Annotated in this window: 19 protein-coding genes; 10 read left to right on the top strand and 9 right to left on the bottom strand. The window is 71.3% G+C overall.

What is annotated here, in order from left to right:
* Nucleotides 1–10: 10 nt before the first annotated feature.
* A complete protein-coding gene (locus ABT352_RS08855) occupies nucleotides 11–835 on the bottom strand; it encodes a PaaX family transcriptional regulator (RefSeq protein WP_350943699.1) in 825 nt (274 codons plus the stop codon).
* Nucleotides 836–998: 163 nt separating this feature from the next.
* Here ABT352_RS08855 and ABT352_RS08850 point away from each other — a divergent pair, with 163 nt between their 5' ends.
* From ABT352_RS08850 to ABT352_RS08840, 3 genes are all read left to right on the top strand, one after another.
* Complete coding sequence (locus ABT352_RS08850) at nucleotides 999–1832, top strand: hypothetical protein (protein WP_350943698.1); 834 nt, start codon at nucleotides 999–1001, stop codon at nucleotides 1830–1832.
* Nucleotides 1833–2143: 311 nt separating this feature from the next.
* Complete coding sequence (locus tag ABT352_RS08845) at nucleotides 2144–3703, top strand: alkaline phosphatase D family protein (protein WP_350943697.1); 1560 nt, start codon at nucleotides 2144–2146, stop codon at nucleotides 3701–3703.
* Nucleotides 3704–3746: 43 nt separating this feature from the next.
* The gene (locus ABT352_RS08840; protein ID WP_350943696.1) at nucleotides 3747–4292 is read left to right on the top strand and encodes a hypothetical protein; all 546 of its coding nucleotides are present in this window, start codon (nucleotides 3747–3749) and stop codon (nucleotides 4290–4292) included.
* A gap of 192 nt (nucleotides 4293–4484) precedes the next feature.
* Here ABT352_RS08840 and ABT352_RS08835 read toward each other — a convergent pair whose 3' ends face one another.
* Nucleotides 4485–5918, bottom strand: a complete 1434-nt coding sequence (locus ABT352_RS08835) for an FG-GAP and VCBS repeat-containing protein (RefSeq protein ID WP_350943694.1) — start codon at nucleotides 5916–5918, stop codon at nucleotides 4485–4487.
* Nucleotides 5919–6013: 95 nt separating this feature from the next.
* Between ABT352_RS08835 and ABT352_RS08830 the strand changes: the two genes are divergently transcribed.
* Nucleotides 6014–7243 carry a cytochrome P450 gene (locus ABT352_RS08830; protein WP_350943692.1) on the top strand — a complete coding sequence of 410 codons (1230 nt, stop codon included), beginning with the start codon at nucleotides 6014–6016 and terminating at the stop codon, nucleotides 7241–7243.
* An 18-nt stretch (nucleotides 7244–7261) separates the two neighbouring features.
* Here ABT352_RS08830 and ABT352_RS08825 read toward each other — a convergent pair whose 3' ends face one another.
* Complete coding sequence (locus tag ABT352_RS08825; RefSeq protein ID WP_350943690.1) at nucleotides 7262–8689, bottom strand: MFS transporter; 1428 nt, start codon at nucleotides 8687–8689, stop codon at nucleotides 7262–7264.
* 128 nt (nucleotides 8690–8817) lie between these two features.
* Between ABT352_RS08825 and ABT352_RS08820 the strand changes: the two genes are divergently transcribed.
* From ABT352_RS08820 to ABT352_RS08800, 5 genes are all read left to right on the top strand, one after another.
* Entirely contained in the window at nucleotides 8818–9768 is a 951-nt protein-coding gene (locus ABT352_RS08820) for an STM4015 family protein (RefSeq protein ID WP_350943688.1), read from the top strand.
* Complete coding sequence (locus ABT352_RS08815) at nucleotides 9741–10940, top strand: STM4014 family protein (protein WP_350943687.1); 1200 nt, start codon at nucleotides 9741–9743, stop codon at nucleotides 10938–10940. Before ABT352_RS08820 ends, ABT352_RS08815 begins: the two co-directional genes overlap by 28 nt.
* Nucleotides 10937–11743 (top strand): STM4013/SEN3800 family hydrolase, encoded by an 807-nt coding sequence (locus ABT352_RS08810; RefSeq protein WP_350944240.1) that lies wholly within the window; start codon nucleotides 10937–10939, stop codon nucleotides 11741–11743. The genes ABT352_RS08815 and ABT352_RS08810 overlap by 4 nt, the downstream gene beginning before the upstream one ends.
* Complete coding sequence (locus tag ABT352_RS08805) at nucleotides 11734–13164, top strand: STM4012 family radical SAM protein (protein WP_350943685.1); 1431 nt, start codon at nucleotides 11734–11736, stop codon at nucleotides 13162–13164. Before ABT352_RS08810 ends, ABT352_RS08805 begins: the two co-directional genes overlap by 10 nt.
* Nucleotides 13165–13290: 126 nt before the next feature.
* Complete coding sequence (locus tag ABT352_RS08800; protein ID WP_350944238.1) at nucleotides 13291–14154, top strand: STM4011 family radical SAM protein; 864 nt, start codon at nucleotides 13291–13293, stop codon at nucleotides 14152–14154.
* Between the two features lie 147 nt (nucleotides 14155–14301).
* Here ABT352_RS08800 and ABT352_RS08795 read toward each other — a convergent pair whose 3' ends face one another.
* Complete coding sequence (locus ABT352_RS08795) at nucleotides 14302–14937, bottom strand: TetR/AcrR family transcriptional regulator (RefSeq protein ID WP_350943684.1); 636 nt, start codon at nucleotides 14935–14937, stop codon at nucleotides 14302–14304.
* Between the two features lie 293 nt (nucleotides 14938–15230).
* On the opposite strand from ABT352_RS08795, the gene ABT352_RS08790 reads away from it, so the two are divergent.
* Nucleotides 15231–15605: a DoxX family protein gene (locus tag ABT352_RS08790; protein ID WP_350943682.1), complete on the top strand. Its 375-nt coding sequence runs from the start codon at nucleotides 15231–15233 to the stop codon at nucleotides 15603–15605.
* 184 nt (nucleotides 15606–15789) lie between these two features.
* On the opposite strand, the gene ABT352_RS08785 is transcribed toward ABT352_RS08790, so the two are convergent.
* The 5 genes from ABT352_RS08785 to ABT352_RS08765 form a co-directional block, all read right to left on the bottom strand.
* Nucleotides 15790–16443, bottom strand: a complete 654-nt coding sequence (locus ABT352_RS08785) for a biliverdin-producing heme oxygenase (RefSeq protein ID WP_350943681.1) — start codon at nucleotides 16441–16443, stop codon at nucleotides 15790–15792.
* A gap of 60 nt (nucleotides 16444–16503) precedes the next feature.
* Entirely contained in the window at nucleotides 16504–17778 is a 1275-nt protein-coding gene (locus tag ABT352_RS08780) for an acyltransferase family protein (RefSeq protein WP_350943680.1), read from the bottom strand.
* Nucleotides 17771–18511, bottom strand: a complete 741-nt coding sequence (locus ABT352_RS08775; protein WP_350943679.1) for an alpha/beta hydrolase — start codon at nucleotides 18509–18511, stop codon at nucleotides 17771–17773. Before ABT352_RS08775 ends, ABT352_RS08780 begins: the two co-directional genes overlap by 8 nt.
* A gap of 123 nt (nucleotides 18512–18634) precedes the next feature.
* Nucleotides 18635–19411: a response regulator gene (locus ABT352_RS08770; RefSeq protein WP_350943678.1), complete on the bottom strand. Its 777-nt coding sequence runs from the start codon at nucleotides 19409–19411 to the stop codon at nucleotides 18635–18637.
* A 37-nt stretch (nucleotides 19412–19448) separates the two neighbouring features.
* Entirely contained in the window at nucleotides 19449–20771 is a 1323-nt protein-coding gene (locus tag ABT352_RS08765; protein ID WP_350943676.1) for a sensor histidine kinase, read from the bottom strand.
* Between the last annotated feature and the right edge of the window lie 174 nt (nucleotides 20772–20945).

Here is a 20945-nt window from a genome sequence, read left to right as displayed (position 1 = left end):
TCCGCCCGCCTCAGGTGCGGGTCAGCTCGCGAAAGTGGGTCGCGGCCGGCTCCCTGAGCCGGCCCAGCGCCTCCCAGTAGACCGCGATCGCCTCCTCGCGCGCCCCCGCGTGGGTCGCCCACTCCTCGGGCAGCTCGGGGTCGATGTCGGCGAACGAGCGGAAGGACTGCATCATCTCGGTGCAGGTGACGAACGCCTCCCGCGGCGACATCCGCGGCGGCCGGGTCAGCGGGGCGTATCTGGAGGCGAAGTGGCGATAGCGCTCGGCGACCTGGTCGAGCTGCCACAGATGCCCGAGCAGCGGCCCCGAGGCGACGTCTCCCGAGGGCGAGGCCCGGAAGATCGTGACGGCGTCGGCGATGCCGAGCTTGTCGACCAGGTCGGTCACCTCCGCCACGTAGTCGCGTGGCGAGACCCACATACCGTCCTGCAGAAGCCCGAAACCGTGGAAGCGGAGCTGGCGCACGAAGTTGGACCGCTCGGCCTTGCGGCTGTCGGGCAGCGTGTGCCAGACGAGCGTCCAGGTCGAGGCCGCGCCGGGGCGCTTACCGAGCGAGGAGATCCGCTCGTCGCCGTCCTCCAGCAGATGCACGCTCCGCCTGGTCAGCGTGTAGTAGACGTGCCGCCCCTTACGGTGCCGCTCGGCGAGCTCGCGCTGGACGAGGCGCGCCAACGCGATGCGGGCCGCCGCGGTGGTGATCCCGAAATAGTCGAGCAAAGTGACCAGGCCGCCCGACCACACCGGCGCCGTGCGGGGCTCCAGGAAGGCCCCGAAAGTCGTCATCAGCAGGCTCTGCGGCTGCACGTCGAAGAGATCATCACCGTCTGTACGCAAGCTTTGATGCTAGCATGCGCTCCCTCTCTCCCCGGGGCGACGCGAGCGATCACGGCCTCCTCCGGCGGGTGCCGCCGCGGCCTTGTGGCGCGGTGCTCGCTTCCGCCACAGTTGCCCGGGGGCGTACGACACCCGGGAAACAGGGCTTCAGAGGGCGGGGAGCATGGACACGATCGTCGGCGTGCACGGTATCGGCAAGTACCGCTACTACCGTGACGCGGGTAACTCGGTCAGCGGCGCGGCCGTCGCGATGCGCGACAAGTGGGACCGCTACCTGCACAAGGGCCTCACCGGCGGCAAGCCGCACGCCAAGGAGCGCTACGTCACCGAGATCGCCTACTACGCCCACCTGCTGGGCGAGAGCAAGGACGAGTCCGTACGCGCGGTGCGGACCATGGACGTCGGTGCCCAGGAGGTCTTCGTCGCCTGGGCCAGGCAGATCGACGCGGTGGGGGAGGGGCTGACCGGCGCCCTGTACCGGATGACCGGCTGGCTGCTGGACCGGCTGGAGGTCAACGCCGCCGAGTTCGCCAGGCTGTTCTGCCCCGAGGTCGCCGCCTACATGGCCGCCGGGGGCGAGGCCAGGGCGAAGGCCCGGGCGGCCGTGGCCGAGGTGATCAGGCGCAACCGCCCCAAGGTGGTGATCGCCCACTCGCTGGGCAGCGTGGTGACGTACGAGACGCTCTGGGCCAACCCCGACCTGGAGGTCGACCTGCTCATCACCCTCGGCAGCCCGCTCGGCATGCGCAACGTGATCTTCGAGCGCCTGGTGCCCGCCCCGGTCAACAACTGGGGCGAGCGACCCCGCAAGGTCAAGCGGTGGGTCAACATCGCCGACAAGGACGACATCGCGGCGATCCCTCCGGCGCTGCGGACCTGCTTCACCGGGGTCGACCAGGAGGTCATCGTCAACCTCGACTGGATCGACTTCCACACCGTGGAGAAATACCTGGGCTGCGGTGCCCTCACCCCCCATCTCAAGCCCTACCTGCGCTGACGGCGGGCACCCCCCGCTCTGACCGGCCACAGTGCCTTTGACGAGATCTGTCGGCTCCGTCCTGAAGGCGTTCGCCCGCACCCACCGGACGTGTCGGTCACCGTGGGCTCCGATCCTTCGCGGTCACGGGCCGTCGTCGCCGTCCGTGCCGCGCGGCCACCGGCGCGAGGCCGGCCCTTCGCCGTGATGTCGTCCCAAGGTCGGCCGTCGTTCAATCACGGTGGGTAAGGCGCCTGTCTGTGCGACGGCTGTTCATCTCGCCTTGATTCGCAGGTCACGGCAGGGAAAGCTGAAAAGGCTGCACTGATGGGGTGGAGCAGAAGCCGTCACGCAGAGTGTTCCTTTCCTTCGCCGCCGCGGGTGCGGGCGGCCTGTTGCTGACCGGGGCGGGGCTCGGCCCCTCCCGGACCCTCGCCGGTGATCCCTTCACCCTCGGCATCGCCTCCGGAGACCCGTCCAAGGACGGGATCGTGCTGTGGACCAGGCTCGCCCTCGACCCGCTCGGCCTGAACGGCCGGGGCGGCATGCCGGTGAGGGACGTGGACGTCGAATGGCAGCTCGCCACCGACGAGCGGTTCTCCAAGGTGGTCCGCGAGGGCACCGAGACCGCGCGCTGGAAGCAGGCGCACAGCGTCCACGTCGAGGTCGACGGCCTGGAGCCGGGGCGGGAGTATTTCTACCGCTTCCGCGCCGAGGGCCACCTGTCGCCGACCGGCCGCACCCGTACGGCACCGTCCGCGGTGCCCTCGTCGTCCTCGTCGTCCCCGCTCACCTTCGCCGTCGCCGCCTGCGCCCACTACGAGCACGGCTTCTACACGGCGTACAGAAGGCTGGCCGAGCAGGACCCCGAGCTGGTCGTGCATCTGGGCGACTACATGTACGAGTACGCCCCCCGGGGGTACACGGCGCTGGGCGGGAGCGTCCGGCAGCACACCTGGGGCAAGTGCGCCACGCTGGCCGACTACCGGATGCGCCACGCGCAGTACAAGAGCGACACCGACCTGCAGGCGGCGCACGCGGTCGCGCCGTGGCTGGTCGCCTTCGACGATCACGAGATCGAGAACAACTGGGCGGGGGACGTCTCCAGCACCGGCGCCCCGGCCTTCGCCCGGCGCAGGGCGAACGCCTTCCAGGCGTACTACGAGAACATGCCGCTGCGCAGGACGAGCGTGCCGGGAGGCGCGTCGATGCGGGTCCACCGCCGGGTGGACTGGGGGCCGCTCGCCCGTTTCCACCTGCTCGACACCCGGCAGTTCCGCGACGACCAGGCGTGCGAGGACGGGCTCAGGTCCGGCTGCGACGAGCGGCTCGCGACCGGACGCACCCTGCTCGGCGAGGACCAGCGGCGCTGGCTGCTGGACGGTCTCGCGAGTTCCGGCGCCCGCTGGAACCTGGTCGGCCAGCAGATCCTGATGGCCCAGCGCGACTCCAAGGTCGGGCCGGGAGTCGAGGTCAACATGGACTCCTGGGACGGCTACGCCGCAGAGCGCACCCGCCTGCTCACCGGTTTCCGCGACTCGGGCGCGTCCAACCCGGTCGTGCTGACCGGCGACGCGCACATGCACCACGCGGCGGACCTGAAGCTCGACTTCGACGACCCCGACTCTCCCCGGGTGGCGGTGGAGCTCGTCACCTCCTCGATCGCGAGTGACGGCGACGGCTACCGCGACGAGGGCCGGATCTCCGGGACGATCGCGGAGAATCCGCATATCTCCTACCTTGACCAGCGGCGCGGCTACATCGTCTGCCGACTCACCCCGGAGGAGCTGCAGGCGGACTTCCGCACGCTCGACTACATCAGCAGGCGTGGCGCCCCCGCGAAGACCGGCGCACGGTTCACCGTGCCGTCAGGACAGTCGGCACTAACCTGAAACGTGAGAGGAATTCGGACTGATTTATTGGATGATGCCGCTTATGAGTCCCCTCACCACGAGGCTCACCGCCGCGGCTCTCGCCGCAGCGGTGGGCGGCGCCCTCCTGTCCCCGACCCCCGCCACAGCCTCATCAGCCCTGTCAGCGTTACCCGCGTTACCGGCCGCGCCCGCGGTCGCGCCCGCCGCCGCGGCGCCCTCCGCCTTCGGGTACGTGATCACCTTCCCCAAGCATGTCAAACGGGGCGGATCCCTGGTCTACTCCGTCAAGGTCCGCAACAGGAAGGCCAAGGGCCAGCACTACGTGGCACTCACCGGAGACTTCTCCAAACGTTTCCGTAAGATCCGGGTGGTCTCCAAGCCGCGCAGCGTCAAATGCTCCGTCAAGGGCCGTAGCCTGTCGTGCTGGATCACCTCCCTGGACAAGGGCGACTCGACGACCGTGCGGATCCGCGCCTGGGCCGGCTCACGCCGGGGCGTCGCCACCGCCGCGTTCGGCGTGATCGCCACATCCAACGCGGACGCCGACATCCGCAAGCTCCGCAAGGAGATCGGCCGCAAGATCAAGGCCAGCACGCGCATCCGCTGAACCCGGGCCCTCTTTCCGGCGCCGGGCGCGGGGTGCACCCCCGGTCCGGCGCAGAAGACGCGCGCGGACCCCTTTCGGCCCCACGATCGGTCCCGGCCGTCAGACCGGCCGGTCCGCCACCCAGGTGGGTGACGACCTCGCCGACGATCGGGGGCCTGCCACCACCGGTGCGGCCCGCTCCCTCGCAGGCCGCTACCGCGGGGAGGACGGGCTCGCGAAGGTGTAGCCGAACAGGGTGTCCTTGGGAGCGCCGACGAGAGGTTTCGCCGTCGACGGGCGGATGCCCGGGTAGGAGCCCTTCCGCACGCTTCCGCGCAGCAGGGTGAGCCTGCCGCTGCCCGGGGCGGCGACGACGAGGCGGCGCCCGGCGACCGTGGCCAGGGCCGCGCCGAAGTCGCCGCCCGCACCGGTGATCAGCAGGTTGTGGTTCCTGGTGAGGCCGCCGGAACGGGTTCCCGCGAGCACGTGGACGGCGTTCTCACCCGGCGCCCCGATCACCAGCTCGTCGTCGCCGTCGCCGTTGAGGTCCCCGGCGGCGAGGGCGGCGCCGAAGCGGTCGAAGTAGCGCGGCTCGCCCTTCAGGGAGCGCTGCGACCAGGCCTCGGAGACCGCCGTCCGCAGTCCTGAACGGGAGCCGTAGACGACGTGGACGGTGCCGTCGCCGTAGTCCATCGCCCGCTGGTTCTCACTCAGTCCCTCGCCGGGCACCCCGATCGCCAGGTCGTCGCGTCCGTCGGCGTTGAAGTCACCGACGGCGAGGGCGCTGCCGAAGAAGTCCCAGGCCTCGGCGAGGCCGCTGATCCAGGGACTGTCCTGGGTGAGCATGGTCGCCTTCCGGCGCCGGACGTCGAGGACGGTGACCGAGCCCTGGCCGTTCTTCAGCACCGTGTCCGCGGGCGCGCCCACGGCGATCTCGGCCCGGCCGTCGCCGTCGAAGTCGCCGGTGGCGAGCGCCGCGCCGAACTGGTCGGTCTCCCGCTCGCGCTGCCCCACCCAGCGGGTCTCCTGCGTGATCATGTACGGTTTGCGGCCCTTGAGGCCGTACACCCCGACCGCGCCGCCGCCCAGCCCGGGGGCGCCGATCACCAGTTCGTCGTCGCCGTCGCCGTCCAGGTCCCCCGCCGCGAGCGCGGCACCGAACCGGCCGGGATCACCTTCGCGGCCCAGGTCCCCGGCGTCGATCGCCTTGCCGGGCCGCAGGCCGTCAGGCGAGCCGTGGAACAGTTGCACGACACCGTGGCGGTCCTCTCCCGGCCGGGAGCGGTTCTTCTCGGAGACGCCCACGGCGAGGTCGGCGCAGCCGTCGCCGTCGAAGTCACCGGTCGCGAGCGCCGAGCCGAACGAGTCCCCGGTCTCGCTCTCGCCGGGCACCCCGGGCGTGTCCTGGGTGAGTTCCACGGGGTCGCGCAGGTCGTACAGGACGGTGACCGATCCCGCGCGGGCGTGGCCGCCGGAGCGGGTGTAGGGCGCGGCGACCGCGAGATCGGCCCGTCCGTCGCCGTCGAAGTCGGAGGGTACGCCGGAGCAGGCGGCGGCCGAGGCGTGGACGGCGGGAGGGGAGGCGGAGACCAACAGGGGGACCAGCAGGGAGGTGAGGACTGCGGAGGTGAGGAGCGCGGCTCTCATACCTGTGATGGTTTCCGGTGATTCGGACACGCGGCCCACCGGGACATGAAATTCACGTGGCCGGTACGCGTAAAGAACATGCCAGGATTGACGCCATGGAAATCGACCTGGCCGACCTGGGATTCTGGCGGCGGCCGCTCAAGGAGCGGCATGAGGCGTTCGCGCGGCTTCGGGATCTCGACAAGCCGGTGTTCTTCGAGGAGAAGCGGGTCCCGCTGCTCCGCTCGGGCAAGGGTTTCTACGCACTGGTCCGCCACGCCGACGTGGTGGAGGCGAGCCGCAACGCCAAGGTGTTCTCCAGCGAGCCCGGCGTGACCAGCCCCGAGCCGCCCGGCTGGGTCAAGCACGTGTTCGGCGAGTCCATGGTCAACATGGACGACCCCCGGCACGCCAGGCTGCGCCGCATCGTCTCCCGCGCGTTCAGCCCGAAGATGCTGGCCGGTCTGCAGGGCGACATCGACGCCGCGTGCGCGCGCATCGTCGACGACGTGACGGCCGCAGGACCCGGTGACTTCGTCGGCCAGGTGGCCGCCAAGCTTCCCATCCACGTCATCTGCGACATGATGGGCGTCCCCGACGACGTGCGGGCCAAGGTCCACCAGCACGTCGACATCTCCACCGCCTACTCCGGCGTGCGGCCCAGCCTGGCGCACACCGTGAGGATGGCCGCCCAGAACACGCTCGCGCTGCTCGCCCTGCAGCGGCTGGTGATCAACCTGGGCAAGGAACGTGCCCAGGCGCCGCGCGGCGACCTCGTCTCGGCGCTCGTCACCGCGAACGTCGACGGCGAGAGACTGACCGACCGTGAGCTGGGATCGTTCTTCACGCTGCTGCTCGTGGCGGGCAACGAGACGGCCCGCAACACCATGGCGCACGGCATCAAGCTGCTGACCGACAATCCCGAGCAGCGACGCCTGCTGGCGGACGACTTCGACGCCCACATCGGCGGCGCGATCGAGGAGATGGTCCGTTACGTCTCACCCATCATGCAGTTCCGCCGCACCGTCACCGAGGACTACGACCTGCGCGGCCTGCACCTGAAGGCCGGTGACAAGGTCGTGCTCTTCTACGGTTCGGCGAACCGCGACGAGACGGTCTTCCCCGACGCCGGCCGGTTCGACATCACCCGTGACACCAAGCCCCACGTGGGCTTCGGCGGTCCGGGGCCGCACTTCTGCCTGGGCGCGAACCTCGCCAGGCAGGAGATCAGGGCGATGTTCCGCGAGCTGTTCACCCGGCTGCCGGAGATCCGCTCGGTCGGCGAGCCCGAGCTGCTGGTGTCCAACTTCGACAACAGCGTCCGCAGCCAGGCGTTCACCTTCTGAGGCGCTCCTGAGCCACGGTCACTTGCCGGGCTGGGGAGTCGTCACCGGGCAGCTCAGCTTCGGCTCGTCCGGGACGAGGACGTTCTCCCTGATGGTGAGGAAGGTGATCAGCGCCGCGAATCCCATCATCACCGCGCTCACCAGCATCGTGGTGTGGAATCCCGCGGTGAAGATCACGGGGGAGGCGAAGGCGTCGCCGGTCAGCCCGGCGAGCGGGGGGATCGCGGCCACCGCGAGCAGCCCGCCGGTCCTGGCGACGGCGTTGTTCACGCCGCTCGCCACCCCCGCGTGGCGTTCGGCGGCGGTGGCGAGCACCGTCGCGGTGAGCGGCGCGACCGCGGCCGACAGGCCCAGCCCGAACAGGGTCGCCGGAAGCAGCACGTCCACCACGTACGACGAGCCGGGGCCGATCCGCGACATCAGCAGCAGGGCGCCGGCGCAGACCAGGATGCCGGCCGTCATCGGCAGCCGGGGCCCCAGGCGCCTGGCCAGCTCACCCGCCCGCGCCGACAGCAGCAGCATCAGGATCGTCACCGGGATCATCGCGGTCCCGGCCACCAGCGGGGAGAAGCCCGCAGAGACCTGCAACTGGACGACGAGGAGGAAGAACACCACGCCCATCGCGGCGTACATGATGAAGGTGACGACGTTGACCGCGCTGAACACCCTCGATGAGAAGACCTCGACCGGTACGAGCGCCTCGGGCGAGCGCCTGATCTCCAGCCAGACGAACGCCGCGCCCAGCAGCACGCCCACCGCGATCGGGACGATCGCGAGGTCGATCAGGCCGTAGGTGATCCCGGCGAGCGCGAACGCCGCGAGCGCCGCGCCCAGGACGTCGAACCTTCCGGTGGCAGAGGGGTTCCTGCTCTCGGGGACGTGCCGTAGGGCGACCGCCACGACGAGGACCGCGAGCGGCAGGTTGATCAGGAACACCCAGCGCCACCCGGCCGTCTCCACCAGCCAGCCGCCCAGCAGCGGGCCGATGGCCGCGGCCACCCCGCCCAGGCCCGACCACGCCCCGATCGCCCTGGGCCGGTCGTCGCGGTCGAAGGACGCCTGGATGATGGCGAGGGATCCCGGGGTGAGCAGCGCCCCGCCGGCGCCCTGCAGGGCACGGGCGGCGATCAGCGTCTCCACGTTGGGCGCGAGGCCGCACAGGGCGGAGGCGAGGGCGAACCAGACGACGCCGATCAGGAAGACCTTGCGCCTGCCGTACCGGTCGCCGAGCGATCCGCCCAGCAGGATCAGGCCCGCCAGTGTGAGGGTGTAGGCGTTGACCGTCCACTGCAGGCCCGCCATGTCGGCGCCGAGATCGGCGCCGAGGGCGGGCAGGGCCACGTTGACGACCGTACCGTCCAGCATGGCCATGCCGGAGCCGAGTACGGTGGTCAGGAGGACCCAGCGACCCGTCGCTGAGGTGAAGCGAATGTGACCGTTGTCCATGCCGCTCATCATCGCCGACCTCCCGCACCTGTCCGACCGCGTCCGCGACCCCGGGAGCGGGGCCCGAAGTGTCGCGTGCCTCTGATAGGACGGTCCTTGTCACAGTCGAGCCTGACGGGGAGCCTCCGATGGACTACAGCGAGTTCAACGACGACGTCGACGGTCTTTACCGAGGAGAATACGCGGGCCTGCCCATCGTGGGCCTGCGCCCCCCGGGCGCCCCCATGCCCGGCGCGGGGGAGGCCGCGTGGCGTGTCTCGGTCCGCGTCTACGACGCCAAGGAGACCTTCGAGGAGCACTTCGCGCGCTTCACCGAGACCGTCGACACCACCGAGGTGAGGGCGCTCATCATCGGTGGCTGGGCCGACGCCTACGACAAGGACGCCTCGGGGCCCATCCGGCTGCTGGCGGAGAACGCGGAGCGTTTCCCCGCCCTGCGCTCGCTCTTCTTCGCCGCGATGCCGCAGGAGGAGTGCGAGATCTCCTGGATCCAGCAGAGCGACGTCACCCCGCTGCTGGAGTCCTTCCCGCTGCTGGAGCGGCTGGAGGTCCGGGGCGGGACGGGGCTGGAGTTGCGGCCGGTCAGGCACGAGCACCTCAGGATACTGCGCTTCGAGACGGGCGGGCTGCCCGCCTCCGTGGTCAGGGCGGTCGGCATGAGCGAGTTCCCCGCGCTCGAATACCTGGAGCTCTGGCTCGGCACGAGTGAGTACGGCGGTGAGACCACCGGGGCCGACCTGGAGAACATCCTGTCCGGTGAGCGGCTGCCCGCCCTCAGGCACCTGGGGCTGCAGGACAGCGAGATCCAGGATCAGGTCGCGGCTCTCGTCGCCTCCGCCCCCGTCGTGGCCCGGCTGGAGTCGCTCTCCCTGTCGATGGGGGTGCTCACCGACGAGGGGGCCGAGGCCCTGCTCTCCGGGGTGTCCCTCACCCATCTCAAGCGCCTGGACCTGCACCACCACTACCTCACCGACGCCATGGTCGAGCGCCTCACCGCGACGTTCTCCGGCATCTGGCTCGACGTGTCCGACCAGCAGGAGCCCGACGACGAGTGGCGCTACGTCGCGGTCGCCGAGTGAGGGCGCTCGCCGTCGTCGGCACGCCGGGCGACCGGCGGGTGACCATGTTCGCCGACGCCTGCGTCCGGCAGGGGCTGGACGAGCCCGTCGTCGTGCCGTGGACGTCCGTGCTGCGCGGCGGGGAGATCCGGATCGCGCCGGGGACGCTCGTGAGGATCGACTCGCCGGGGGAGGACGCCGAGGCGGACGCACTGCTGCGCGGCCCCGGCGAGCCGTCCAGGGTCGGCGGGGGCGCCCGCTGGTACGCCGGGTTCGTCGCCGGGATCACCAGGGTCCTTCGGGCGGCGGCCGCGACGCCGGGGGCCGCGCTGCTCGCCGACGTCGAGGACGTCTCGGTGATGTTCGACAAGCGGCGCTGTCACGCCAGGCTGTCGGCGGCCGGGGTGCCGGTGCCTCCGGCACTCGCCGGGCCCATCGGTGGCTACGCCGAGTTGCGCGAGCGGATGGGTGAGGCCCGCTGGGGCCGGGTGTTCGTCAAACCGGCCCACGGCTCGTCGGCCTCCGGCGTCGTCGCCCTGCACGCGTGGGGGCGCCGGGTGAGGGCGGTGACCTCGGCGGAGCGGGTCTCCGGCGGGCTGCGTAACTCGCTGCGGGTCAGGTGTTACGAGGACGAGACCGAGGTGGCGGCGATCGTCGACCTGCTGGCCGCGGACGGCCTGCACGTCGAGCGTTGGTTCCCCAAGGCTAGCCTCGAAGGGTGCGCGATCGACCTGAGGGTGGTCGTCGTGGACGGCACGCCCACCCACGCGGTCGTCCGCGCGAGCCGTAGCCCGATGACGAACCTCCACCTCGGTGGCGTACGGGGTGATCTGGGTGCCGTCGAGGCCGCTCTCGGCCCTCGGGGGTGGGAGACGGTCCTGGAGATATGCGCGCGGACGGCGGCCCGTTTCCCCGGGAGCCTCGCCGTCGGGGTCGACCTGATGATCGGGGTCGACTGGCGGGAGTTCGCGGTGGCCGAGGTGAACGCGTTTGGAGACCTGCTTCCCGGGCTGGAGGGGCTGCCGGGTGGCGGAGCCGAGGGGCTCGACACCTACGGCGCCCAGGTCCGCGCGATTCTCGCCCGTCACGCCCTAGGCGGGAGGACAGAGGTCTCGACGGGAGCGCGGAGTCTCGGCCGGAGAGCGGAAACCTCGAAGGGGGAGCGGAGGGAGGAGAGCCGGTGCGTGACATGAACGAGATCGTGGGCAGCCACGACCTGCTGCTGGTCACGCTCGACACCCTCCGCTACGACGTGGCGGAGGAGCTGATGGCGGCCGGGCGGCTGCCCACCCTGGCGCGGGCGCTTCCCGGCGGGCGCTGGGAGCGCCGGCACAGCCCCGGCAGCTTCACCTACGCCGCGCACGCCGCGATCCTCGCCGGTTTCCTGCCGACCCCCGCCGAGCCGGGACCGCATCCGCGCCCGTTCGCCGCCGCGTTCCCCGGCAGCGAGACCACGACCCCCGGCACCTGGGTGTTCGACGCCCCCGACCTGCCTTCAGGACTGGCGAAGGCGGGATATCACACGGTCTGCGTCGGGGGAGTCGGGTTCTTCAACAAGCTGACACCGCTCGGGTCCGCACTGCCGGGGATGTTCGCCGAGAGCCACTGGGAGCCGGGGTTCGGGGTCACCGCGCCCGCCTCGTTCGAGGCGCAGATCGCCCGCGCGGAGCGGGCGGCGGCGGGAGCCGACCGGCCGGTCTTCCTGTTCGTCAACGTCTCGGCGCTGCACCAGCCCAACTGGTTCCACCTGCCGGAAGGCACCCGCGAGCACGGCGACAGCCGCGAAAGCCACGCCGCCGCCCTCGAATACGTCGACCGGCACATCGGCAGGCTGTTCGCGCTGATGAGCGAGCGGCGGCCGGGGTTCGCGATCGTCTGTTCCGATCACGGCACCGCTTACGGTGAAGACGGATACATCGGGCACAGGATCGGCCACGAGGTCGTCTGGACCGTGCCCTACGGGGAGTTCACGATGGAGCGGGGGCGATGGCGGTGACTCCGGATTCCGGCCGGGTGCCGGAGGCGGCGGGCGGCGGGCGGGTTGCGCTTCCCGCGCTCCCCTTGCTTCCCTCTTCGTCCCGGCCCTCGTCCCCGTCCACCGGCGCGGGACCGTACCAGGGCTACGTCTACGCGTACCCGCACAAGACGGCCTATCGGCCGCTGGAGCCGCGGCCGTCGCTGGCGGAGGTGTGGGCGGGTGAGCCCACCGGGCGCCTCTTCCTCTACCTGCACATCCCGTTCTGCGAGATGCGTTGCGGATTCTGCAACCTGTTCACCAGGACCGGTGCCCCCGAGGAGCTCGTCGCCGCCTACCTCGACGCGCTGGAACGCCAGGCGGGTGCCGTACGGGACGCGCTGGACGATCCCCGCTTCACGGCGGCCGCCGTCGGCGGCGGCACGCCGACCTACCTGAGCGCCGCCGAGCTCACCCGGATGTTCGACCTCACCGAGCGGATCACGGGCGCCGACCTGCGGGCCGTCCCGATGTCGGTGGAGACCTCCCCGGCGACCGCGACGGCCGAGCGGCTCGCCGTCCTCGCCGAGCGGGGCGCGACCCGCGTCTCGATCGGCGTGCAGAGCTTCGTCGACGCCGAGGCGCGCGCGGCGGTGAGACCGCAGCGGCGGCGGGAGGTCGAGACGGCGCTCGGCCGGATCCGCGAGGCCGGGTTCGAGGCGCTCAACATCGACCTGATCTATGGCATCGACGGGCAGACGGAGGAGTCCTGGCGTTACTCACTGGACGCCGCGCTCGCCTGGAAGCCGGAGGAGATCTACCTCTACCCCCTGTACGTCCGCCCGCTCACCGGCCTCGGGCGCCGCGCCCGCGACTGGGACGACCACCGCCTCACCCTCTACCGCCAGGGCCGCGACCACCTGCTCGCCGCCGGGTACGAGCAGGTCTCGATGCGGATGTTCCGGCTGCCGGGACGAGCCGGCCCGGCCGAATACACCTGCCAGAGCGACGGCATGGTCGGCCTCGGCTGCGGCGCCCGCTCCTACACCTCCGGCCTGCACTACTCCTACGAGTACGCGGTCGGCGCCGGTCAGGTGCGTGCGATCATCGACGACTACGTGCGTCTCGCCCCGGAGGAGTTCGCGGTCGCCAACGTGGGATTCCGGCTGGACGACGACGATCGCCGTCGCCGCCACCTCATCCAGTCGCTCCTCCAGGCGGAGGGTCTCGATCGCGCCGTCTACCGAGACCGCTTCGGTGCCGAGGTGGAGACCCACTTCGGCGAGGAGTTGGAGCGTCTGGCGGAGCGGGGCCTGCTGGAGCGCGACGCCCCACCGCCCGGGGGTGCCGGGCCCGGATGGCTCCGGCTCACCGCGGAGGGCCTGGCCCACTCCGACGCGATCGGCCCCGCCCTGTTCTCCGGCAGGGTCCGCGCGCTGATGGCCCGATACGAGAATCGGTGATGACTGATGAGGACACAGCCGGGCGGACCGAGCGCACCGCATGGGGAAGGCGCGGGGGAGACACGCACCGGCGGCCGGAAGCGCGATCATCTGACGATCCTCGACCGGGAGCGCGACCGTCCGGCGATGCCCGGCAGGGAGCACGGTGAGTTGACGATCCTCTACCGGGGGCCGCTGGCGAGTTGCGACTACGACTGCCCCTACTGCCCGTTCGCCAAGCGGCGTGACAACCCGGAGCAGCTGAGCCGGGACCGGGTGGCGCTGGAGCGCTTCACCGCGTGGGTGGCCGGGCGAGACCATCCGGTCTCGGTGCTGTTCACCCCCTGGGGCGAGGGCCTGGTCCGCTCGTGGTACCGCCGGGCGATGGTCGAGCTGAGCCACCTGCCCCACGTGCGGCGGGTCGCCATCCAGACCAACTTCAGCTGCCGGTCCGGCTGGCTGGCCGAGGCCGACCTGGACACGCTCGCCCTCTGGGTCACCTACCACCCCGGACAGGTCACCTACCAGCGTTTCCTCGGCCGCTGCCGTGACCTCCTCGAGCGGGGGGTCCGCTTCAGCGTCGGCGTCGTCGGCCTGCCCGAGCACCTCGGCCAGGCTCGCCGTCTCCGGGCCGACCTGCCGCCGGAGGTGTACCTCTGGGTGAACGCCGCGGAGGGCACCGTCTACACCGACGACGAGGCGGACGCCTGGACGGAGATCGACCCGCTGTTCCAGCACAGCAGGACCCCGCACCGGAGCGCTGGCCTGCCCTGCCGTACCGGAGACAGCGTGATCTCCGTCGACGGCGACGGCACCGTGCGGCGCTGCCACTTCGTCCCGGCCGTGCTCGGCAACCTCTACGACGGCACGTTCGCCCCGAGGGCCGCGGCGTGCCCGGTGGCGGTGTGCGACTGCCACATCGGCTACGTGCACCTGGAGACGACCGGCCTGTACGACGTCTTCGCCGGGGGAGTCCTTGAGCGCATTCCCGCCCTCCTGCCGCCGGGCTGAGCGGAGGGTCCGGCGGTCTCCGGGAAGGTCGGATACCGTTCCGGGGAGCCCGGGGAGCCCGGGGAGCCCGGGGAGCCCGGGGAGCCCGGGGAGCCCGGGGAGCCCGGGGAGCCCGGGGAGCCCGGAGAGATACGAGGACTCTGCGGCTCAGATACCGTCCTCGGGCTCGGGGGCGGGGGCGGGGGCGCTCGGGCAACCGAGGCCGCGGAGCACGAAACCCGAGACGATCCTCTCGGCCTCCTCGGGCGTCACCTCACCGCTGAGCAGCGGGACCCGCTCGGCGCCGATGACGGCGAGGATGATCCGGGCGGCGGCGGCCACGTCGGGGGTCTGGAAGTCACCCGATGACACACCGCTCTCGATGATGCCCGTCAGGATGCGCTGCATCGGCTCGACGTGGTCGGCCAGGCGCTGGTAGGCGTCGGGGCCGAGCGCCGCGGACAGGTCGGCGGGGCCGGGGTGCGGGTGGGCGAGCAACCCGTCGAGCTGGAGCCTGACGAAGACCCGCAGGCGCTCGGCGGGCGATGCCCGGTCGGGCAGCTCCCGCTCGTAGCTGTCGATGAAGTAGTGCGTCACCCGCTCGGTGAAGGCGAGCAGCAGCGCGGCCTTGTCCGGGAAGTAGTTGTACAGCACGGTGCGGGTGATCTCGGCCTCGCTCGCCACGTCGGTCATGGAGATGGCGTCGATGCCCTGGTCACGCGAGAGACGCGAGACGGCCCGCAGGATGCGATCCTGAGTCTGGGCGCGGTGCTCGCCGATGGTCGCGGCCGAAATCCGGGGCATGGCCCCATGGTCGCACAATGCCGTCCCCGGCTGTCAGGTCGTTTCGGGGTCGGGCGTTGCCCGGGTCCATGGCGAGACGCGGGTCATCGAATATCTCCGAGGAGACCCCGCCTTCTGGCAGGGGCGGAATCGGAACCCCGTGGAGCAGGGCGGGAGTGGGCGGGAACGTGGGTCCGGCGTGGTAGGCGCGGCGGGCGTCGAGGGTTGGGCCGATCCCCGGTCGGGCGCCTTCAGCGCCCGCGCTACGGTGGCGGCGAACGAAGCCGTGCCTTTACCTGTTTTCGGAGTTCCTGATGAATATTGCCCTCTGGGCCGTGCAGATCCTGCTCGCCGGGATGTTTCTCATCGCGGGTCTCACCAAGGCCACCCAGCCGCGCGAGGAGCTCATCCCCAAACTGGGGGGATGGGTGGAGGATTTCTCCGCCGCTCAGATCAAGGGCATCGGTGTGCTTGAGGTGCTGGCCGGGATCGGGCTGGTTCTGCCCGCCGTCTCCGGCATCCTGCCCGTGCTGACCCCGCTCGCCGCCGCCGGCCTGGTGATCACGATGATCGGCGCCATCGTCGTGCACGTCAGGCGCAACGAGTATTCGGCGCTTGTGATGAACGTGATCCTTCTCCTGCTGGCCGCCTTCGTGGCCTGGGGGCGTTTCGGGCCGTACGCCTTCTGAGTGCCGTACGCCTCTCGGGACTTTCTCCGGGACCGGAGGATTGACGCCGGACGGGTGAACGCTCCGGCGCGGGGACATCCGTACTCCAGCAAGAGCGGGTATCAGCCGGTCATCGACCCGCGAAACGCTCCGGCACGGGTACATGCGTGCCGGAGCGTCCACCGATGGCGTGGAGGGGCCGGGTTCAGGCGGCGACCTCGGCCCTCGCCACCCGGCCGAGCTCGCCCAGGACCTCGGTGTTGAGCAGGTAGGCGAGCTTGGTCTCGCGGATCAGGCGCTGCTTCTCCGCCTCGTCCAGGGGCAGCGCGTCCAGCCGGGCCCGATACTCGTTCTTGAACCGGGGCAGGCTGCCGATCTCGTCGAACAGGTAGAAGTCGACGCCGCCCCCCGGCTGGTAGCCGTAGATCTTCTGCAGCTCCATCCGGATGAACTGGCCGCCGGACAGGTCGCCCATGTAGCGGGTGTAGTGGTGGGCGATGTAGCCGGCGGGCCAGGTGGCGACCTGGTTGATCCGGGCGACCAGGGTAAGGGTCGGCTTGGAGGGCTCGATCCTGGAGCGCCAGCCGGAGCCGTAGATCGTCTCCAGATCGCGGACCAGGGCCTCCTCCCGGTAGAGCTCGGGGAGGACGAACGGTGCCGCGACGGGGTCCTCGGCGAGCGAACGCGAGGCGCCGTCCAGGGCGACGTAGGCGAAGTAGTGCTGGGCGACCATCTCGCCGTACGCCTCGGGGCTGAGGCGGCCCGCCATCAGGGCCTTGAGGTAGCTCTCGTCCTCGGCGGATTCGTGGTCACCCCAGGTGGCGTTCCTGAGGACTTCGGAGAAGGGCGAATCGCTCATGATCACTCCGCGACGAGGGACACTTTCATGACACAGTGTCACAAAAATCGCGCCACATCGTCAAGCCGATGACGACACCCTGTCATTAAATCGCCCCCGAGTTGATCCGGGAAGGCAGGCGAGCGCGAGAACGGCCGCGAACACCGGTATCCAGGCCAGCCGGTGCAGCAACCAGACAGGCTCGTCGGGTGTGGCCAGCAGGCCGGGTACGTCGCCGAAACGCAGGGCGGCGACGGCGATCGCGCTCACCGCGCTCTGATGCCACAGGAAGAGCGTCATCGCCGACAGGTTCGCCAGCGCGACCACCGCCCACAACCGGGGGCGCCGCATCAACCGGGCCAGCGGCGCGCGTACGAGCAGCGCCACCCCCACCTGGGCGAGTCCGAAGCAGACCACGGCCAGGCTGGGCGGGCTGAGGTTGGAGGCCGCGTCCCCGGTCACGCCCACCATGCTCGCCGGATACCCGAACGCGCCGACCAGCAGCGCGGCCCCGGCCACGCCGCCGATCAGCAGCGCCGCGGCCACCCGCCGCGAGGCGAGCAGCCCGCCCGCCCAGGCGATCCCCAGCGCGTACGGCACCAGCCACCCGGCCGTCAGGTTCGCCCATCCCGTCCAGGCCGGGGCGCCGAACCGGAACCTGGCCAGGTCCACCCCGAGCACGACCGCGAACGCCACGGCGGCGACGAAGACCGGATGCGCGCGCAGGAGAAGCGGGGTGGCCGCGGTCAGCAGGGCGAAGACGGCGAGGAACCACAGCGGCCCGATCGCCGGGAGCACCATCACCCTGATCGTTCCCGCCGAGGACCCGCGCAGCGCCATCCCCACCGAGATCCCCGCCCAGACCAGGACCAGCGGCACCACCGGCCCCAGCAGTCTCCCCATCCTGGCCCGCACCCAGCTCCCCGACGGGTACGCACCGCTCGCCGTCCCCCGACGCGGACCGCGCGCCGCCACGGGATCCGCAGCGTGCGACGGGGAGTCCGGTCCGCGGGTCTCCGGTCTGTGGATCTCCGGTTCGTGGGGCACCGGTCCATGCACCTTTCGGGGGCGGCTCCCCGGGACGCGGGCCGCCGAGCGGAGGCCGCGGGCCGCCGCGTAGCCGCCGACGAGGAAGAACACCGCCAGCGTCTGCAACACCCAGGACATCGGCGTGAACTCCGGCAGGTGGGCGAGCGGACTGGACAGGTGAACGGCCCCCGCCGCGCCCCGATCCCACGCCGTCACCAGCCAGTGCCCCAGCACCACACCCACGATCGCGAGCGCCCGAAGCGCGTCCACCCCACGATCCCTGCCCTCGGGGGTGGTCGCCCCGATCCGGGCCGCGAGGCTAGCCACGGGACACCTCGCCGACCCGGCCGAGCGCGATCAGGGCCAGGTTGCGCAGAGACTCGCCACCCGGCCGGAGATACTCGCTGTGATCTGCGGAACCGGTACCGAACAGGCGGGCGCCGAAGGCCGGGCCGGCGGGGTCGGGGCCGAATCCGAGCGGCCCGATCCTGAGCTTGGGCGCCTCACGTATCCAGTCGCGGGTGCCGCTGCCCGCCCACAACCGGGTGCCGCCCAGCTCGGCGGCCGACGAGACGCCCAGCCCAGGGCTGCCGAACACGACCGTGTCCGCGACCCCGGAACCGGGCACGGCCCCGGCGCACACCACCGATCCGTAACTGTGACACAGCAGGCTGACCCGTTTCCCGCCGAGTGCCCCGGTGACGTACCGCCGCAACTCCACCGCGCCCCGCTCCGCGGCCTCGCCGGTCACCGCGCGCAGGCTGAGCATCGCCGGGCTGTCGTAGCCGAGCCAGGCGACCACCGCGAGCCGCGCCCCCGGATCCAGCGCCCGCGCCTCGGCCAGCAACGCCCGCGCCCCGCCCCCCGGCGTGCTGTACGGCCTCGCCCGGCCGCCGTCGAAGGTGGCGGCCGTGGTGTCGGTGCCGGGAACGATGACCGCGACGAGCTCGGCCGTGCCGAGGTCGCCGTAGACCTGCACCACCCGGTCGCCCGCCGGCGGCGGAACCGTCACGTAGGCGAACGCCGCGGCGGCGACCACGGCGAGCGTACGGCGGAACATGCGAGCCTCCTGTCCGGTCTGAAGAACCAGACAGAACGCTAGGAATCACAGCCCCTAACCCGCGTCACCCCGAGGCGGTCACCTTCCCCGTCCCCCTCGGGCACGAAGGGACCGATCCCGGGGTCACTCGCCGGGGCGGACCAGGCCCGTCTCGTAGGCATGGACGATCGCCTGGGCGCGGTCGCGCAGGTTCAGCTTCGCGAGGATCCGGCCCACGTGGGTCTTGACCGTCTGTTCCGAGAGCATGAGCTGCTCGGCGATCTCCTGGTTGGACCTGCCGCGCGCGATGAGCGCGAGCACCTCCGTTTCCCGCTCGGTGATGTCGTCCAGTCGCCCGCGCGGGCGGCTCGGGCCGACGCGGGCGAACTCCGCGATCAGCCGCCGGGTCACCGAAGGTGCCAGCAGCGCCTCCCCGGCCGCCACCACCCGGACCGCCTCGGCGAGTTGTTGCGCGGAGGCGTCCTTGAGCAGGAAGCCACTCGCCCCCGCGCGCAGCGCCTCGTACACGTAGTCGTCGAGGTCGAACGTGGTCAGGATCAGCACCTTCGGCAGGGAAGGACGCGCGCCGGGATCGTCGGGCGGGCCGGGGGAGGCGGGGGAGTCCGGCCGTACGGAGGAGTGCGTGGGTGCGGCGAGCCCGGAGCTCGCCCGTAAGGAAGGGGCGGGAGGAGAAGAGGTTCCGGGGGTGAGGATGTGGCGGGTGGCGGTCAGGCCGTCCATCACCGGCATCCGCACGTCCATCAGCACCACGTCGGGCCGCAACTCGGCCACCCGTGCCACGGCCTCGGCGCCGTTGGCGGCCTCGCCGACGACCTCGATGTCGGGCTGCGAGCTCAGGAACACCGTGAAACCGGTCCGCACCATGCCCTGGTCGTCGGCGATGAGCACCCGGATCGTCATCGCATCTCCTTGAGCGGGGAGCCTTTGAGGGAAGGGTTCATACGTCCTCGGTGATCGGCAGTATGGCGGTGACCGCGAAGCCCGTCCCGGTCGGACCGGCCCAGAGTTTCCCGCCGAGCATGGACACCCGTTCGCGCATCCCGATCAGGCCGTGTCCCATATGCCCCTTGGCCCCTCGCTGCCTGGGGGAGCGGTATCCGGTGTTGTTCGTCACGTGGATGTGCAGCTCGGAACGGTATCGGGCGATGCGCAGCGAGACGGCGGAGCCGGGGGCGTGCCGCATGGCGTTGCTGAGAGACTCCTGGGCGATCCGGTAGGCGGACAGACTCACCGCCGTGGGCAGCTCGATCAGGTTGCCGGCCAGTTTGAGCGTCACGTCGAGCCCGGCGGAGCGCGCGGTGTCGACGAGTTCCTCCAGGCGGCCGAGGCCCGGCTGCGGCGCGGTGTCGGCGTGCTCGTCCCCCTCCCGTAGGACGCCGAGCACGCGGCGCATCTCGGTCATCGCCGAGAGGGACAGCGCCCGGATCTCCCTCAGCCCGTCCTCCAGGCGCCGCGCGTCCCCGGCAGCCTGCATCGGGACGGCCTCGGCCTGGATGGCGATCACCGACATGTGGTGGGCGACGACGTCGTGGAGCTCCCTGGCGATCCTGGCCCGTTCCTCAAGGGCGGCCTGGGCCGCGAGGGCGCGCTCGCTGCGCCGTTCCTCCCTGGCCAGCAGTCCGGCGGCCAGCCGCCGGGCGCGCACGTTGTGGCCGAACAGGACGGTCACCGTGACCATGCCGGTGATGACGGTCACCGAGTCGGGATGGATCATCCAGGAGCCCAGGACCGAGGCGATCCACACACCGATGGTGATGTGCCGCTCGCAGCGGACCGCGACCGCGTAGACCACGAGCGTGTACATGAACGTGGTGGACGCGGTGTAGGGGATGCCGATGAGGAGTTGCCGCGAGACGACCGTTCCCAGCGGGATGAGAAGGAAGGCCGACCGCCAGGCCGCCAGCGGCCACCGGTCGCGCAGCGCGAGCGGCAGGGAGAAGGCGAGGGCCGCGAACACGATCCCCTGGGGATCGAGGGGAGAGCGCGTCGCGACCACCCGGTCCTGGAGGTCGGACAGGGCCAGATTGAACAACAGGAAGGCGAGCAGCAGGTCACCCAGCAGGACCAGGTCCACCCTGCGGAAGGGCAGCAGTCCCAGCACTCCCGGCATCCGGGGAGCGAGGCGGCGCGACCGAGGACGGGCCGGGTCGGACACCCCGGTCACCAGCGCCTCGGTGAGCGGCCGGACCAGCGGTACGGCGATCTCCCGCACCCGCCACGTACGTCGCGAGAGGAACCGCCGGGCGGAGCTGGAGATCACCGGAACAGCCTAGGCAGGGTGGGGCCCACTCCGCGTCCCACCGTGGGGTGAGACCTCGGCATCACCCGCAGGAGCCACTCGGCCACCGTGGGGCGAGATCCCGGCATCACCCGCAGGAACCACCCGGGGTCTTTCGGAAGAGCGGTCCACCCGGAGCGGTGGCCTTGCCCTGGT

Source organism: Streptosporangium sp. NPDC000563, assembly GCF_040299985.1.
Taxonomy (GTDB): Bacteria; Actinomycetota; Actinomycetes; order Streptosporangiales; family Streptosporangiaceae; genus Streptosporangium.
This window is presented reverse-complemented; position numbering and strand designations above follow the sequence as displayed.

Bases quoted from the DNA above. Each gene is read 5' to 3' on its own strand.
- ABT352_RS08850 (WP_350943698.1), top strand. From the start codon at position 999: ATGGACACGATCGTCGGCGTGCACGGTATCGGCAAGTACCGCTACTAC.
- ABT352_RS08840 (WP_350943696.1), top strand. From the start codon at position 3,747: ATGAGTCCCCTCACCACGAGGCTCACCGCCGCGGCTCTCGCCGCAGCG.
- ABT352_RS08835 (WP_350943694.1), bottom strand. From the start codon at position 5,918: ATGAGAGCCGCGCTCCTCACCTCCGCAGTCCTCACCTCCCTGCTGGTC.
- ABT352_RS08830 (WP_350943692.1), top strand. From the start codon at position 6,014: ATGGAAATCGACCTGGCCGACCTGGGATTCTGGCGGCGGCCGCTCAAG.
- ABT352_RS08825 (WP_350943690.1), bottom strand. From the start codon at position 8,689: ATGGACAACGGTCACATTCGCTTCACCTCAGCGACGGGTCGCTGGGTC.
- ABT352_RS08820 (WP_350943688.1), top strand. From the start codon at position 8,818: ATGGACTACAGCGAGTTCAACGACGACGTCGACGGTCTTTACCGAGGA.
- ABT352_RS08810 (WP_350944240.1), top strand. From the start codon at position 10,937: ATGAACGAGATCGTGGGCAGCCACGACCTGCTGCTGGTCACGCTCGAC.
- ABT352_RS08805 (WP_350943685.1), top strand. From the start codon at position 11,734: ATGGCGGTGACTCCGGATTCCGGCCGGGTGCCGGAGGCGGCGGGCGGC.
- ABT352_RS08800 (WP_350944238.1), top strand. From the start codon at position 13,291: ATGCCCGGCAGGGAGCACGGTGAGTTGACGATCCTCTACCGGGGGCCG.
- ABT352_RS08795 (WP_350943684.1), bottom strand. From the start codon at position 14,937: ATGCCCCGGATTTCGGCCGCGACCATCGGCGAGCACCGCGCCCAGACT.
- ABT352_RS08790 (WP_350943682.1), top strand. From the start codon at position 15,231: ATGAATATTGCCCTCTGGGCCGTGCAGATCCTGCTCGCCGGGATGTTT.
- ABT352_RS08785 (WP_350943681.1), bottom strand. From the start codon at position 16,443: ATGAGCGATTCGCCCTTCTCCGAAGTCCTCAGGAACGCCACCTGGGGT.
- ABT352_RS08775 (WP_350943679.1), bottom strand. From the start codon at position 18,511: ATGTTCCGCCGTACGCTCGCCGTGGTCGCCGCCGCGGCGTTCGCCTAC.
- ABT352_RS08770 (WP_350943678.1), bottom strand. From the start codon at position 19,411: ATGACGATCCGGGTGCTCATCGCCGACGACCAGGGCATGGTGCGGACC.